Raw genomic sequence first — 15,397 nt, forward strand, 5'->3', positions numbered from 1 at the left:
TTTATGGGTCACAGTTCATATATGAGTGGGATTGTTTTCTTTTCCGCTTGGATTTTTTATCCTCCTGTATACTTAGGATTCTGAAACCGTGTAAATTTATGTCATGTAACTGAAATAATTTCATATGATTAAATGATATTGAACTAAAGGGAGGGCGACTATGAATACACATTTTAAAACCCATCATCCTTATGCCAGTCCGTTTGACCCTTGTAAGCCAATCCTTGAAAAAGCATATTCTACTCCACCAAATTTATATATGGGATTTCAACCGCCAAATTTACCTCAATTTACACCACTTGAAGCATTAAGGGCAGGAACATTATGGAAAGCATTTTATGATCCTTGGTTTAGTCCACTCGAACCTGGGCAAGGAGGACTACCGCAATGAAACAAGTTCCTGCTGAGTATTATCAACTGATGGAACAGCTGCAAGCAGTGGACTTTGTTTTAGTAGAATTAACCCTGTATTTAGATACCCATAATGACGACCAAGAAGCCATTAATCAATTTAATCATTATGCGAAAGAAAGGAAACGAATAAAAAAGTTATTTGAAAGCCAGTTTGGACCTTTACAACAATATGGAAACAGCTACTCCGGATACCCTTGGAACTGGGATGATACACCTTGGCCATGGCAAGTTTGAATTGGAAGTAATTAACAACGTTCAAGGGAGGGTCTATCATTATGTGGATTTACGAAAAAAAGCTGCAATACCCCGTACGTGTTAGTTCGTGTAACCCAAGATTGGCTAAATATTTAATCGAGCAGTATGGCGGTGCGGATGGAGAGTTATCTGCTGCACTTCGTTACTTAAATCAGAGATACTCGATTCCCGATAAAGTTATTGGGCTTCTTACCGATATCGGAACAGAGGAATTTGCCCATCTAGAAATGATCGCCACCATGGTTTATAAATTAACCAAGGATGCCACCCCTGAACAAATAAAAGCAGCTGGTATTGAAGATCATTATGTTAACCATGATAAAGGCTTGTTTTATCACAATGCTGCAGGAGTTCCCTGGACGGCATCCTTTATACAGTCAAAGGGCGACCCCATCGCAGATCTTTATGAGGACATTGCAGCTGAGGAAAAAGCGAGGGCAACCTATCAATGGATTATAAACCTTAGCGACGACCCCGATTTAAATGATGGATTACGGTTTTTAAGAGAACGTGAAATTATTCATTCTCAGCGCTTCCGTGAAGCAGTCGAAATCTTGAAAGATGAGCAGGGTAAAAAGACCATTTTTTAATGGGTAACAAGAAGCAGCAGGAAAACTGCTTCTTATTTTTTTTCATGGTATAAGTTAATATCATATTGTTTCTTCATGATTTCAAAGACAATATGGCGGTTTTTCCATTCTTCCTCCCTTTTCCACAAATCTTTACTCCGGTCAACGATTTCACATCGTAACTCTTGATATTCCTTTTCCTTCTTTTCCTTTTGCTGTTTTAACAAGTTCATTGCTCCAAACCCCACGATGGAGAACGCTAACAAGTAAACAGCAACAGTATCATTTAGTACTGCAGACAGCATAGCTAAAAAAGAAAAGGAATATTGCTTTATAAAAGTTAGGTAGAAATAGACTGTAAAGATAAAGGCAAAAAATAATGTTCCATATATTGAAAAATAATGCCACATTTTCGCATCATCAAACTTTTTCTTTCTCTTTCTTACATTTTCTAGCATTTGTTTCGTTGCCTGATCTGTATGTTCAAGCTCTTTGATTGGCATATCCATCCTGTTCACCCTCCCTCCTCTTATATGTATGATCTTGTCCTAAGATTTATGTTGAAAAAGCAAAAAAACCGATTAGAAATCGGTTAGTTGTTTAATGGTATTATTCGTACTTTACCCACCTATATATTTTCGTTTTGCAGTTTATTCACCCTTCGTATCTTTATGATCAGGATTCGATTTTTCAAGATTAACGGTTTCATATCCAGCTGAGCTTCCAGAAGTTTTTTGTGTTCCATTGACCTTCCCTCCACTATCTCGATACGAAATCACACTAAAAATAATGATGGGAAGTAAAATAAAACACAAGACTAATAGCCTGATTACTGGATACTTAACCTTCCATTTTGTTTTCTTTTTCTTTTGTCTGTGGACCTGTTCTCTTGGCGGCAGCTTATCACTGTCACCGACGGCCTTTTCATTTATTTTTTGAATCCTTTGTTTTAATCTTTCAGCTTGGTATCTGTATGGTTCTTCTTTATTCACAGAGCTGATCCTCCCTGTTCTTTTCATTTGTTGTCTGTCTAAATTTTATATATACACCCAGAAGAAAGTCTATGACAAAATGCATCATAATGGTTACTGCTAAATTACCGGTCCATTTATAAATAAACCCTATCAAAAAACTCAACAGAATAATATTTAAAAAGAGGTACCAATTAAAAAGGTAACGATAATGAATAATGGCAAAGATGATACTTGCCATTATAAGACCAACCTTTGTTTGGATAATTCCCCGAAATAGCAATTCTTCACTGATTGCTACAAAAAGAGCAATAACAAATGTGTGAAATACATGCCTGTTTTTAAAGATCCTCTCATTTAATCCACCATCATCATAAAAGGATGAGGATAACAGTTTCATTAACAAAATATCAGCTAAAACAATGATTACACCAGCAGGTAATCCAATTGTCAGAATATGATAATCTATAAAATCAATATGTTGTAAATAAGAAAAATGATCAAATAAAACTGCTCCCAAAATAAACGAAATAAATAGAAGGATGATTTGCGTGAGGTATAAATGTTTTAGGAGCTCTTTATCTGTTAACTCTGAGATTATTTGATTATATTTTCTTTTCATTTACTCAACTCACCATTTATTAAAATTTTTGCAAGATAATCCTTCCAGTCCTCTTTATATGTCTGTATGGTTGTTGATTTTGCAGGTGCTTGGTATTCTCTTAAGTTCACACCACAAATATCACAACAGGATGAAACTTTTTGCGTCCATTCTTCAGCAAAATAATGTAAAATAAATTCACGTCTACATGAGTCAGCATCAACCAATTTTTTCATAAAGAAAATATTATCATGCTTGATTTGTGATCTTTCTCTTACAAACTCTTTCAAAGAAGTTTTTAACCTATCAAGATTATTAATCTGGCGGTCTGGGTTATTAATATATTCCTTTATGATTCTCCATTGGACTTCTGAAAAACCACCAAGTGTGCTTAACTCCTGCTTCAATTCAATTTCACCATCTATTAACATCTGCTCTCCAGTTAAATTGGCAAATAACCAATCGATTTGCTGCTCAGATGGTAATTCACCCTCCGCAAGCTGAAGCGGAAGCTGTTCATCACCTGGAGCGTATAAAAGAATGGCAACACTAGGCAGACCATCTCGTCCTGCCCTTCCAATCTCCTGAAGATACGACTCTATTTGCATTGGCATATGATAATGAATAATAAAACGAATATTTTCTTTATTAATCCCCATACCAAACGCACTGGTAGCACATACGACATCGAGCTGATTGTGAATAAATTGTTGTTGAATCAATACCCTTGTATTCGAATCCAATCCGCCATGATAGGCCATTGCTTGGCAAATTCCCCTTTCAAGTAAGAGAGAGGCCATATGATCAGCAGCCTTTTTACTAGAAAAATATATAATTCCTGGTTTTTCCAGTTGCGATACTAGTTCAATGATACGATTTTGTTTATCTTGATAGTCAGCTAATTTTTCAAAAAAGAAGGCAATATTAGGGCGATCAATCGTTGATTCTATTTTTTTTATTTCGTCATTTCCAAGCTCGAGGGAAGATATAATATCTTCGCGGACTTTTTTGGTGGCAGTCGCTGTAAGTGCGAGGGTTAATGGACTGCCCAATTTCTTCCGTATCTTACCTAACTTTAAATAGTCTGGCCGGAAATCAAAACCCCATTGTGAAATACAATGGGCTTCATCGACAACGAATAAAGAAATGGTAAGCTGCTGCAGGGCATGAATAATAAAAGGAACCCTTAACATTTCCGGTGATATGAAGATAAACTTATAATCTCGTAAATGACGTAATACTCTATTTCTTTCTGGTAAGGAGAGAAAAGAGTTCAACGCAACTACTCTTTTCTCCCCTAACCGTTTCATTTGCTCTACCTGATCTTGCATTAAAGAAAGTAATGGAGAAATGATTAGGATCTGCCCATTTAAAATATAGCCAGGTAATTGGTAACACAATGATTTTCCTGTTCCTGTCGGGAGCATGGCCAAAGTATGCTGACCGGAAAGCAACGTGGTTATTACCTCTTTTTGCCCTTTTTTAAATGAAGAATAGCCAAAGTATTTTTTTAAAAGAATTTCTAATTCCATTTTCTATCACCATACTTCGCCAATACTAACCTTATTTGAAGATAATTTACAGCCTTCAATTGATTCTTTATCAGCTTTAGTTGTCTAGTTCCAATAGATTGTGAAAGTTCAATAATCTTTGATTGTATATCTTTAGCAACATAAGGATCGATAGAGAAATTATCAAGATGCAATGCAAATTCAACTAAATGATCTTCAATTGTACTTATTTTCAAATTTCTTATTTCTGCTATTTGTTCAGGTGTGCAGCCTTGCCTCAAAAGTTTCCAAGTTTTCCTTGAAGAAGAGGTTAATTCATCCCCCTTCTCTAAATCTTTCATGAGAGCAGCTAGTATATTAAAGGAGCTAAAATCATTTATAATTTTTTGAATTAAATAATGCAGTGTGTTACTAAATTTAAGCTGATAATCGTGAATGTCCATATTAAGTTTTTTAGCTGATTGGGCTGCCGTTAATCCTATTTGCTGGAATCCAGTTAATCGAAACACTAAAACAGAAGGGTCAATATCCTTAGCCTCCATAAAGCAGTTATTCAATTCCGAATATAAAATTGTGCCTAATTCATTCCTTGGTACATTTATTTCTTTTAACATTGATTTAAGCCAATTATGAACTTCTTTATTTTTTTGTATGGGGATATATTTGGATTCCTCATAAACAAGATTGGAAGTAACCTGTATAAGAAACGATAATCTTTCCCAAAACAATGAGGTAAAGGAGTGAAAGTTCCAGCCATTTAAATAATGATCCCATGTTGTAGTTTCTAAATGTTCTAAGCCTGCATCCGTTAATCGGTACTTTTGTTCACCGCAGTCATCAATTAAATTTTTTTTAAATAATTCTTCAGCAATCTGGTCAAAGCCTTCTCTTGTAAGCGTCTCATACACACCAAAGAATTCCTTTAAGGAGAATAAATGGGCATCTTGAATGGTTTGCGATGACTTTTTTCCATTTAATAAATGATAAATGGAATAAATGGTCCGTTCGCTATTTAGCTGTTTTAAACAATATAGAATAACTGTATCTAATTGCAGCATCTTTATTCACCACTTTACCCATTTATCGACATATATCCACATATTTTCTTTTTTATTTTAACATGAATTTAATATTCCAGGTTGGTTAATAATGAAGAAGTTTCATCGTTTTGAATCCCCCGCCAAAGCATACACTAATATCATTTTTCTATTGAAAAGTTTTCCGCACAGCTTTACAATAGGTATGAGTAATTCGTTTCCCTATCTGAGCAGGAAACAGGAAGCATAATATTTGTTATTTACTGGGAGGTTTTTTTCATGGCTAAGTATACAATTGTTGACAAGGAAACTTGCATCGCATGTGGTGCATGCGGCGCAGCAGCACCAGATATTTACGATTATGATGATGAAGGTATTGCATTCGTAACCCTTGACGAGAATGAGGGTATTGTTGAAATTCCAGATGTATTAATTGATGACATGATGGATGCTTTCGAAGGTTGTCCAACTGATTCAATTAAAGTTGCAGATGAACCATTTGAAGGTAACCCAACTAAGTTCGAATAACATCACGCTAAAACTTGCTTTAAAATCCACCTCGTCTTAAACAGATGGGGTTTTTCTATTAATAATATAAACAAGAAAAGCAACCATAAGGCTGCTTTTTTTGTTGTTTATTTATGCCCTTTTTATCACTGAAAACTTATTAATCCACGCTTGCATGCGAATAAACAAAAGCATAAAGATGATTGACATCATGATACCCTTCAAAATATTAAAAGGTAAAATCGCAGGTACTACTAAATTTCTCATATCTGGAAATCCCATCAGCAGTGTGTATGCAGGAAGGATTACAATGTAATTTAAGATACTCATAACTACAGCCATGATGACTGTTCCGGCCACTAAGGCAATAGTCATACCCTTTCTAGTTTTAAGTCTATTATAGACAAATAATGTTGGAAGAACAAAGACAATTCCTGCAACAAAATTTGCAATATGACCTACGGGTACTCCTGTTTGGCTTCCAGTGGCAATATAATTAAGAATATTTTTGAATAATTCTACTAAAATACCAGCGAGCGGCCCAAAAACCAATCCTGCAATTACCGCTGGGATATCACTGAAGTCGACAAATAAGAAATTAGGGAACATTGGCAGTGGAAATTGTATTAACATTAATAAATAGGCGATACTGCTCAGCATTCCAATTGAAACATAAGCCTTTACATTTAACTTCTTTCTTTTCTCCATTTTCCTCTCTCCTTTTTGATCCATCATGTTAGGAAGAGAGGTTCAGCAAACAGACGACCCAGAAACTCAAAACTCCCTCAAGAAAAATACTTGAGGGAGTTTACAAAGGCACGCTTAATAAACATTCAACATTTTAAATTTTTTGAATGTCTGCAGAACCTCCATCTTCTCCCATCCAGACTATACTGTCGGCTTTGGAATCTCACCAAATCCTGCCCCATAAGGCTCGCGGGCTTAAGAGCAATGCTCTAATACCGCCGATCGGGAATTTCACCCTGCCCCGAAGATAGATCGATATTAATTTACCTTTTATTATACTAGACAATAATTGTTTTGTTAAGAAAAAAATCTTACGTATAAATAAAAAGAAACCGCGGCCGCGATTTCTTTTATCAAGGAACTATTAATATCTGTTTGGGTTTAATTAAATCTGATGTTAAATGGTTAAGATTCTTCACTGCTGAAACTGTGGTATTCTGTTTTTGAGCGATTGTGGACAAAGTGTCCCCTTCTTTGACCATGTATTTATCCAAGGGTGTTGAGATGTTAGGATTATCATTCTGATGTAAGCGCAGCTGGGAACTTGCTGCCAACACTGATTCACCCATACTTGCAATTCCTGCCTGGACAGATTCGCCAACATTCGCCTTACCTAACAGCTTCTCAGGGTCCAGCGCATATTTTTTATCAAATCTCCATTCCAGCTGATGTGCTTCAAAATGAAGATGTGTTCCTGTAGCTTGTCCTGTTTTTCCCATTTCCCCAATAACATCACCCTGTTTGATTATTTGTCCTCTCGGCACATTCCTTCTATTCAAGTGTGCATAAACGGTCACAAAATGACTGGGGTGCTTAATAAAAACAACATTTCCATATGTATTAGAATAATATGACTTTTCCACAACACCATCTTCAACTGCAAGGATGGGTGTGTCTATTCTTCCCGCAATATCAATTCCTTTATGTCTCCCTTGCCTTGTTCCGTATGTATCTGAAATGATTCCGTCTGCCGGCCAAATCCAGTGGTCATTGATGTCATTGACCTCTTCTGTCCCTGCTGCTTCCGAATGTGTTCCTCCTAAAAATAATAAACTGACAAACAGCGCCATAATAATGGCAATTAAAAATCTCTTTATGTAGTCACGCATTCCTTACTTTTCCTCCTTAAATATCGTCCTCTCCTCCACACCATATGTTTAATGGATCCTATTTAGAACGAACCTGCACCTGAGCTCTGTGGGGAGCATGAGCATATTTGTTATAATTTGGAGACTTATCATATTTTATTCATAAAAAAAATCAACCACAAAGGTTGATTATGGTATATTACGTAAATTAGGAGCAATTGGAACTTTAATTTCTTTAGTTAAATCGAATGTGCCAAGGTTTGTTAAAGGTGGATTTTTTATGATAACTTTTTTCACACCAAACTCTTTTGCCGTTAAGAGTAAAGCCTCGAAACATATTATGGATTGCTGATTATTCTGTATACGCGTGTTTTCTTCAAAAGAAAGGTACATAATTTTATTCGAAAATGATACATTATTTATTGGAGGTAAAGATCGTATAGAGCTTTTTAACCCCATTGCTTGATCCATCTTCATCGCTTCAAGAGCAGTTGTTATATCCTTATACTTTTCAGTAGACGGTGTAAGGAATGGTATTGCGCTGCCTTCAGGATAATAAAAGAAGTAGGCATGTTGAATCTCAGGAACAACATCCATTTCGTTTACAACTCCAAAATTTCCTAACTCTATACCGGGCAGACTATTTGTTGTAAACTTAATTTTTTTACTATCGCTATTGGTGGAGATATCTTTTTTTAATATATTCATAAAATTTGTTTCAGTGGCCGAGCCTTGACCGTATTGATGATCGGAGGGAACATCAACTATTACTGTATTTCCATCTTTATCTAGTTTCATCGTTGCATTTAGAGGATAGAAATCTGATAAACCCCATTCCTTCTCCTGTAAATTTGCCATTAACTTCGTATATTTTGTAAGCCAGGATTGTCCTTGGCTTTGATTTACAATAATTGAAACTGGAATAAGTATTTGGGCTTGTGCATCTGGAATCCAGTAGGTTAACACATCTCCATTACCAATATCCTCTTCATAAATAGCTGTCTTAAGGTTTTCTGTTTTTAGTAATTCCGCCTGTTTAGGAGATTCCGTTTCATTAGAAGAGGCATTCTCTCTTTTTAAAGAACTTCTGTCCTGTTGTTCAGTTGAATTACCGCTGGTAGAAGATTTTTCTTCTGCGGTTTCATGTGATAAATTTATTCCTCCCATATACTTAGGTACAAGAATAAAGAAAAGAAGTAAGGCAGCAGAAGCAGCGAGGACGGGTAACAACCACGGTCTAGTCTTTCTTCTTTTAAAAGAAATATTCTGGTAAATGTCACGAGGATCGCGATGATCATGAATTCTGGGCATTTGCCTTAATAGTTCTTCTAGCTCTCTATCGCTCCACTCTGACTTTTTCACTTATTAATCCCTCCTTTTCATAAAACATTTCCATATGCTTCTTTAATACTTTTAAGGAGCGATGTTGTGTTGTTTTTACTTTACTTTCTGTCCAGCCTAGAACTTTAGCTGTTTCCGATATGGATAAATCCTGTAAATATCGAAGGATGATGACAGACCTCTGATCCACCGTGCAAAACTCTAGACATCTGTATATCCATTTAATCTCTTCATTTTGAATTGTAATTTCTTCTGGAATCGGATACTCATCCTTCACCTGATTGGTTGACCAATCAAATTTATCAAGCAGCCGATCCTTCCACCCCTTTTGTTTACGGAAGAAATCGATAGCAACGTTTCTCGCAATTGAAAAAAGCCATGTTTTCTCACTGCTTTTACCTTCAAAACGATGATAAGCCTTAAATACTCGAATATAAACCTCTTGGACGAGGTCTTCAGCCTGCTCCTTATTTCTAACCATATAGAATAGAAATTGAAATACGTCATGATGATATTTTTGATATAGCTCATCGAAAACGGAGTCCATCAATTCCCCTCCCCGTTCATAATATTAGTCGTTGTAACAATTAAAAGGTTTCACCCTTTTAAATATAGACTTTTTTTAGATAAAAAGGAAGATATTAGAAGATAATTAATATCCGTTGCGCTGATAAATTCATATTAAAAAAGCTCATCTCGAAAGATGAGCTAGTAGCTTAAACTTTGATAAATATCTAGCTGCAGCGCCTAGGAGCTCGAGGTCATAAGCCCCTAGGAAAAAAGGAACTACTTTTATCCCTGATCAAGGCGCTTCAGCATTTAATTGTTTCTTGTGTATCAAGAACAATCGGCAAAATAGTTGTTAATATTACTTTTTTCGTGGCAAGAAAAAGGAGAAAGTCGTCCCGGCATCAAATTTACTCCGAACAGAAATCGTACCATGATGTGCATCAATGATATTTTTGGCAATGGCAAGTCCTAAACCAGTGCCAGCCCTGCCTCTAGTTCGAGCCTTGTCTGCTTTATAAAAACGCTCAAAAACAAAAGGCAGGTCTTCTTCCGGAATACCAGAGCCGGAATCCTTTACCTCCATTTTAACCCCTCTGTCTTCCGAAACGACAAATACCTTAACTTTTCCGCCTTTTGGTGTATGTCGTATTGCATTATCAATTAAATTCGTAAGTACCTGCTCAATCCGGTCAGGGTCAAAAAGAGCATCTGAACTATCATTTTCCACTTCTGAATCCAACAGGATTTCATTATCCTTAGCTAAACCTTGAAACTTATAAATAATCCGATTGATAAAAGAAGAAAGATTAACATCCTCCATAGAAAGATGGATATGTCCAGCCTCCATTCGAGCCAAATCCAAGAGTTCATTAACCAGCCTGCCCATACGCAAGGATTCATCATAAATGACTCTGGCCATTTCCTTTTTCTCTTCTTGCGTTTCGGCAATATCATCAACGATTGCCTCACTATATCCCTGTAACATAGAAATTGGGGTCCTTAACTCATGTGATACATTTGCGATAAAATCTTTCCTCATTTTTTCCAGCTTTCGTTCTTCGGTCATATCTCTTAGAACAGCAACTGCGCCTCGAATAAAGCGATTGCTATAAAGCGGGCTGACTAAGATGACCCAATGCCGGCCTTGAAGTGAAATCTCACCAATTTGCTCTTTTTCTGTTTCTAAAGATTTTTGAAAAAGTTCCATCACTTGAGATGGGATGGCTTCAGAATCAGTGAATCCGTCCTTTTCATAATACCAATATTGCAAAAAACGATCTGCAGGTGGATTCGTAATCAATATGGTGCCATCGCGATTAAAGGTAATTACCCCATCCGCCATACTGCTTAAGATACTTGCAAGCTGCTCCTTTTCCTGGCTTAAGGCATTCATATTAAATTTTAATTGTCTGCCCATTTGATTAAAAGCGGTCGCCAGTTCGCCGATTTCATCATGTGTTAAAATCGGAACTTTAGTATCAAATTTTCCTCTTGCGACTTCAAAAGCAGCTTCTCTCATTTTTCTGAGCGGCGCAGTTATTCTGGTTGACAGAAAAAACGCAAAGATTGTTGTTAATATAATGGCGACACCCGCAACGAGAAGAATGTATTTTGTCGTTTCATTGGATGTTTCCTTCATTACTTCAAGTGATTGATAAATAAAAACAGCTCCGTTTTTTTCATCGGGAAGATTAAGTGGTACTCCTATGATGGAATAACTCTCATCTTGACTAGTATCATTTGAAGATAAATTGGAAACCTTATCAACCGATTTTTTGTGATGAAACACTGCTGAAAAATCCGGGTCATTATTGATATCATCAAGAGACAGCTTTTTATCTTTTTCTGTGTTTGGAGAATAATAGACTTCATGCTCATTTTTAACGATTACTACTTTAGTGACATCATCAATAATCTCCCAAGAAATCTCAAGCCCAAGTGGAAATTTATTATTTGGATGTGTTTCCAAAACATTGGCAATCTTCTCAGCAGTATTAGTTAAATTATTCTTTGTTTCAAGAATGTTGTGGTTTTGGAAAAGCTCAAGGAGCATCACCGTTAGGATGAATAGTACAAATGAAACTAAAAAAATAATGGTAAACCAGAGTTTACCTACGACACTTCGTAAAAAGGTCATTCATTAGTTACCTCAAATTTGTATCCTACTCCCCATACGGTAACAATCATTCTTGCAGCCTGTTCTGAAACCTTATTTAACTTTTCACGGAGACGTTTTACATGGGTATCAACAGTTCGTAAATCCCCAAAAAATTCATAATGCCATACTTCTTTTAATAATTGCTCACGTTCAAATACTTTATCTGGCGCTTTGGCCAAGAAATATAACAATTCGTATTCTTTAGGTGTTAAACTTACTTCTTTCCCATCGGCGGTTACCCGATGTGCATCATTATCAATAGTTAAGTGAGGGAACACAATTACATCTTTTGTTGTTGTTTCTGTTTGCAAATAACTCGTCTGAGAGGAGCGTCTCAATAATGCCTTCACACGCAAAACCACTTCCCTTGGGCTAAATGGCTTCACAATATAATCGTCTGTCCCAACCTCAAAGCCCTGAACACGATTAATTTCCTCTCCTTTAGCAGTTAGCATAATAACAGGAGTGGCTTTTTTTTCTCTAAGTTCACGGCAGACTTCAATTCCATCTTTACCAGGCATCATTAAATCAAGTAAAATAACATCGTAATCATTAGCAAAAGCTTTTGACAAAGCTACATTTCCATCCTCTGCTTCGTCAATTATATAATCTTCACGCTCTAAATACATTTTTAATAAACGGCGAATTCTTTCTTCATCATCTACCACTAAAATTTTTACGTCTTTATCCATTATTAATCCCCCCATGGAGTTTATTTTACAAAATGGTACTGCATTTTTCTACATTTTCAAGGTAATTACTCCTAAAGAGTGTGTCAATAATTTGACAATGTGGATTTTGCCATAAAAATTGCTTGATTTGATAAAAAGCCTCCACTTTGAAAAGTGAAGGCTATATGGTATGTGCACAGATGTCTTATCCTGCATAAGAGTGTAGACCGGCAATTACGAGATTAACGGCTACTAAATTAAACATAATGATAACAAAGCCAATTACTGCCAGCCAAGCAGATTTTTCACCATGCCATCCTTTAGATAAGCGGAGATGTAGAAACGCTGCGTAAAAGAGCCAAGTGATTAATGCCCATACTTCCTTTGGATCCCAGCCCCAAAATCTCGACCAAGCCATTTGCGCCCAGATCATCGCAAATATAAGTGCTCCCAATGTGAATACAGGAAAGCCTATTAAAACTGATCGGTAGCTAATTTCATCTACAAAATCGAGTCTTATATTTTTCACAAGTGGTTTAAGGGCGGCCGCAATTCGTTTTCGTAACACAGAACGAATTAATCCATATAGTATTAAGCCGCCAATTAAAGACCATATAACCGTATTTGACTTTTTGGCATTAATGAAAGCTGGCATTTCGACTAATGGTTTAAACCCATTCTTAGTTAATAGTTCCCCAGCATGAGGTCCGGTAATAGCAGGCATTGTATACTCTACAGCCACTTGATTATCATGTTTATCTACCCAGTTAAATTTTTCATGATAACCCATAGCAGAAAAGACCGATGACACTGCCACAAACCCAAGTACCGTGACAAGGGCAAACATTACCATTTCAAGCCAAAAAGTTTGTTTATTAGATTTGGTTTGGTCGATAGCCTTTACCAGATAAATTAGTCCTGCAGCAAAACTTATTGCAAGGATAGCTTCTCCCATTGCTGCAGTTGTCACATGGATATGAAGCCAATAACTTTGCAGGGCAGGTATTAGTGGTGTAATCTCTCTTGGAAACATACTTGCATACGCAATAACTAAAATGGCGACGGGCATCGTAAATAGTCCAAGTAAGGTAGTTCTGTAAATAAAATAAATAACAATAAATGCACCAACAAGAGCCATCCCAAAAAAGGTGGTAAACTCAAACATATTACTAACTGGAGCATGACCTGCCGCAATCCATCTCGTAATAAAATAACCAAGCTGAGAAATAAAACCTACGATTGTTAAAATTACAGCAATTTTCCCCCAGTTGTTTGTTCCAGTTTTTTCAGTTGATCCATTCTTTGATTTAATAGATCCACCGTAGAATAATGTCGCAATTAAATAAAGTATAAAAGCAATAAATAATAAATTACTACTTATTGTTGCCAACTAGACTCCCTCCTTTTCCATATTTTCCTTTTGTTGTTGATCTTCGGGGATGTCAAGCGTGGTATCCTTTAAAACCGTCTCAATTTCCCTTTTTATGCCATACCAATTTTTATTGGTATGGGCGGCAATCCATACTTGTCCGTTTTTATTTTGAACCCATATCCGGCGATGGTTCCAATATGCGCCTTGAATTACTCCAATCATAAAAATAATTCCGCCTAATATAATTACCCACAAGGATGAATCTTTTCGTACAGTGAATCCAGAAACATTTTTGGTTTCAATTCCTTGAAACGCCATTTTATAAGTGTTTTCTCCTAATGGCTCAAGCGTTTGTTTAATAGCTACAAAACTTGTTTCAGGTTTAGATTTATCCGGTGTGACCATTTGGAACACGAAGGCAGGATTATTTGGGAGCCTTGATTTTGTAGATGGCTCGTTATTTTTATCAAATTCGAAATCCGGAAAATAATTAATAATTTTTACAGAATAACCGTTTCCTAAATCATATGTAGCTTTAGGATCCTCAAGATCAATGTTCACTTCTCCAAATGATTGTCCTGTCTTTTTATTCGCTAGCACAAATGACATTGTTTTTAGCTCACTGCGATAGGATGACTGAAAAATAGAATACCCATTAAAATCTAACGGATGATTGACTCTGATCTTATATTCCTTAAGCTTTTTAAGTTCCGGTTTTTCACCAGGAAGGTTTTTACTAACACGTTCATATAAAACAACATTTGATTGGTAATTTTTAACTACCTCACCCGCTTGTTCTATCGCTTTTTCGAACGTTTTATCTTTTTCTTTATCATAATGCTGCAAGATAAATTGATTGTTTTTTATATAATACTTTTCACCGGTTTCAGGTACAACAGCGGTTTCTCCTTCCTTTACCCACAGATCTTCATTCACATAAAATCCTGGGATAAAGCGGAGCATTGCACCTAATAAGAAAATGATTAAACCCACATGGTTTACATATGGACCCCAGCGAGAAAAACGGCCTTTTTCTGCCAACAAGTCCCCATTATCTTCGCGAACCTGATAACGTCTTTTTCTTAGTTGATCTTTGATCACAGACAGATCGTTTTCGCCTGCATGTTCTGTCACCCCAAAAATCCGCTGACGTCTTAAAAAACCTTCATGCCTTGTTACCCTTTGTGCTTTTAAGGCTTTATAAAGTGGTACTACTCTGTCAAGACTACATATAACTAAAGAAATACCAATCATAGCAATTAATAATAAATACCACCAAGAACCATATAAATCATGCAGCCCTAACTGGTAATACAGTTTCCCGAACCAGCCATACTCCTGCTCATAATACACTTCAGGAGGCAGATTGATATACATTTTTTGCGGAAGGATCGTTCCCAGTGTGGATGCAACCAACGTAATCACAATCAGCCAAATACCCACCTTGACTGATGAAAAAAAGTTCCAAATTTTATCAATAATCGTCTTATTGTATGTTTGTGAACGGCGTGCACTTCCCTCATAGCGCATGTCAAGAAGTTCTTTATTGTCTTTCTCTTGCTCATCCAGCACTTTTCCACAGGCTTCACACAACACGGTTCCATGCGGATTTACATGACCGCATTCACATTTAACATCGTTCATT

At 36.4% G+C, this 15,397-nt stretch carries 17 protein-coding genes and 1 riboswitch; of the genes, 4 read left to right on the forward strand and 13 right to left on the reverse strand.

The genetic code is table 11. From position 1 onward, the window contains the following. Positions 1–160 precede the first annotated feature (160 nt). From V7266_RS12075 to V7266_RS12085, 3 genes are read left to right on the forward strand one after another with little or no spacing between them, the layout of a single operon-like run. Positions 161–391 (forward strand): spore coat associated protein CotJA, encoded by a 231-nt coding sequence (locus V7266_RS12075; RefSeq protein ID WP_335468135.1) that lies wholly within the window; start codon positions 161–163, stop codon positions 389–391. Continuing rightward, positions 388–648, forward strand: a complete 261-nt coding sequence (locus V7266_RS12080) for a spore coat protein CotJB (protein WP_101650285.1) — start codon at positions 388–390, stop codon at positions 646–648. The genes V7266_RS12075 and V7266_RS12080 overlap by 4 nt, the downstream gene beginning before the upstream one ends. A gap of 41 nt (positions 649–689) precedes the next feature. After that, positions 690–1,259 (forward strand): manganese catalase family protein, encoded by a 570-nt coding sequence (locus V7266_RS12085; protein ID WP_335468136.1) that lies wholly within the window; start codon positions 690–692, stop codon positions 1,257–1,259. 32 nt (positions 1,260–1,291) lie between these two features. Here V7266_RS12085 and V7266_RS12090 read toward each other — a convergent pair whose 3' ends face one another. The 5 genes from V7266_RS12090 to V7266_RS12110 all read right to left on the reverse strand — a co-directional run bounded on the left by V7266_RS12090 (position 1,292) and on the right by V7266_RS12110 (position 5,379). After that, a complete protein-coding gene (locus V7266_RS12090) occupies positions 1,292–1,747 on the reverse strand; it encodes a DUF2663 family protein (RefSeq protein ID WP_335468137.1) in 456 nt (151 codons plus the stop codon). Positions 1,748–1,888: 141 nt separating this feature from the next. After that, positions 1,889–2,230 carry a hypothetical protein gene (locus V7266_RS12095; RefSeq protein ID WP_335468138.1) on the reverse strand — a complete coding sequence of 114 codons (342 nt, stop codon included), beginning with the start codon at positions 2,228–2,230 and terminating at the stop codon, positions 1,889–1,891. Continuing rightward, positions 2,223–2,831, reverse strand: a complete 609-nt coding sequence (locus tag V7266_RS12100) for a CPBP family intramembrane glutamic endopeptidase (RefSeq protein ID WP_335468139.1) — start codon at positions 2,829–2,831, stop codon at positions 2,223–2,225. Before V7266_RS12100 ends, V7266_RS12095 begins: the two co-directional genes overlap by 8 nt. Continuing rightward, positions 2,828–4,342, reverse strand: coding sequence for a RecQ family ATP-dependent DNA helicase (locus V7266_RS12105; RefSeq protein ID WP_335468140.1), 1,515 nt, complete (start codon positions 4,340–4,342; stop codon positions 2,828–2,830). Before V7266_RS12105 ends, V7266_RS12100 begins: the two co-directional genes overlap by 4 nt. Beyond that, positions 4,333–5,379: a helix-turn-helix domain-containing protein gene (locus tag V7266_RS12110; RefSeq protein ID WP_335468141.1), complete on the reverse strand. Its 1,047-nt coding sequence runs from the start codon at positions 5,377–5,379 to the stop codon at positions 4,333–4,335. The genes V7266_RS12105 and V7266_RS12110 overlap by 10 nt, the downstream gene beginning before the upstream one ends. Positions 5,380–5,637: 258 nt before the next feature. Between V7266_RS12110 and V7266_RS12115 the strand changes: the two genes are divergently transcribed. Continuing rightward, on the forward strand, positions 5,638–5,886 hold the full coding sequence (locus V7266_RS12115; RefSeq protein WP_098533024.1) for a ferredoxin: 249 nt from the start codon (positions 5,638–5,640) through the stop codon (positions 5,884–5,886). Between the two features lie 111 nt (positions 5,887–5,997). On the opposite strand, the gene V7266_RS12120 is transcribed toward V7266_RS12115, so the two are convergent. The 8 genes from V7266_RS12120 to resB form a co-directional block, all read right to left on the reverse strand. After that, complete coding sequence (locus V7266_RS12120; RefSeq protein WP_335468142.1) at positions 5,998–6,573, reverse strand: ECF transporter S component; 576 nt, start codon at positions 6,571–6,573, stop codon at positions 5,998–6,000. Between the two features lie 159 nt (positions 6,574–6,732). Further along, positions 6,733–6,865, reverse strand: a riboswitch (FMN riboswitch). Between the two features lie 100 nt (positions 6,866–6,965). After that, complete coding sequence (locus tag V7266_RS12125; RefSeq protein ID WP_335468143.1) at positions 6,966–7,721, reverse strand: peptidoglycan DD-metalloendopeptidase family protein; 756 nt, start codon at positions 7,719–7,721, stop codon at positions 6,966–6,968. A gap of 168 nt (positions 7,722–7,889) precedes the next feature. Beyond that, positions 7,890–9,062, reverse strand: a complete 1,173-nt coding sequence (locus tag V7266_RS12130) for a negative regulator of sigma-X activity (RefSeq protein WP_335468144.1) — start codon at positions 9,060–9,062, stop codon at positions 7,890–7,892. Further along, positions 9,037–9,588, reverse strand: coding sequence for an RNA polymerase sigma factor SigX (sigX, locus tag V7266_RS12135; protein WP_335468145.1), 552 nt, complete (start codon positions 9,586–9,588; stop codon positions 9,037–9,039). The genes V7266_RS12130 and sigX overlap by 26 nt, the downstream gene beginning before the upstream one ends. A gap of 321 nt (positions 9,589–9,909) precedes the next feature. After that, complete coding sequence (locus V7266_RS12140; RefSeq protein WP_335468146.1) at positions 9,910–11,688, reverse strand: ATP-binding protein; 1,779 nt, start codon at positions 11,686–11,688, stop codon at positions 9,910–9,912. After that, positions 11,685–12,401, reverse strand: a complete 717-nt coding sequence (locus V7266_RS12145; protein WP_335468147.1) for a response regulator transcription factor — start codon at positions 12,399–12,401, stop codon at positions 11,685–11,687. Before V7266_RS12145 ends, V7266_RS12140 begins: the two co-directional genes overlap by 4 nt. 184 nt (positions 12,402–12,585) lie before the next feature. Beyond that, positions 12,586–13,770 carry a c-type cytochrome biogenesis protein CcsB gene (ccsB, locus tag V7266_RS12150; RefSeq protein ID WP_335468148.1) on the reverse strand — a complete coding sequence of 395 codons (1,185 nt, stop codon included), beginning with the start codon at positions 13,768–13,770 and terminating at the stop codon, positions 12,586–12,588. Continuing rightward, positions 13,771–15,396, reverse strand: a complete 1,626-nt coding sequence (resB, locus tag V7266_RS12155) for a cytochrome c biogenesis protein ResB (protein WP_335468149.1) — start codon at positions 15,394–15,396, stop codon at positions 13,771–13,773. It lies immediately after the preceding gene. Position 15,397: the final 1 nt, after the last annotated feature.

Origin of the sequence: Neobacillus drentensis (assembly GCF_036965645.1) — a bacterium.
GTDB lineage: Bacteria > Bacillota > Bacilli > Bacillales > Cytobacillaceae > Neobacillus > Neobacillus drentensis_D.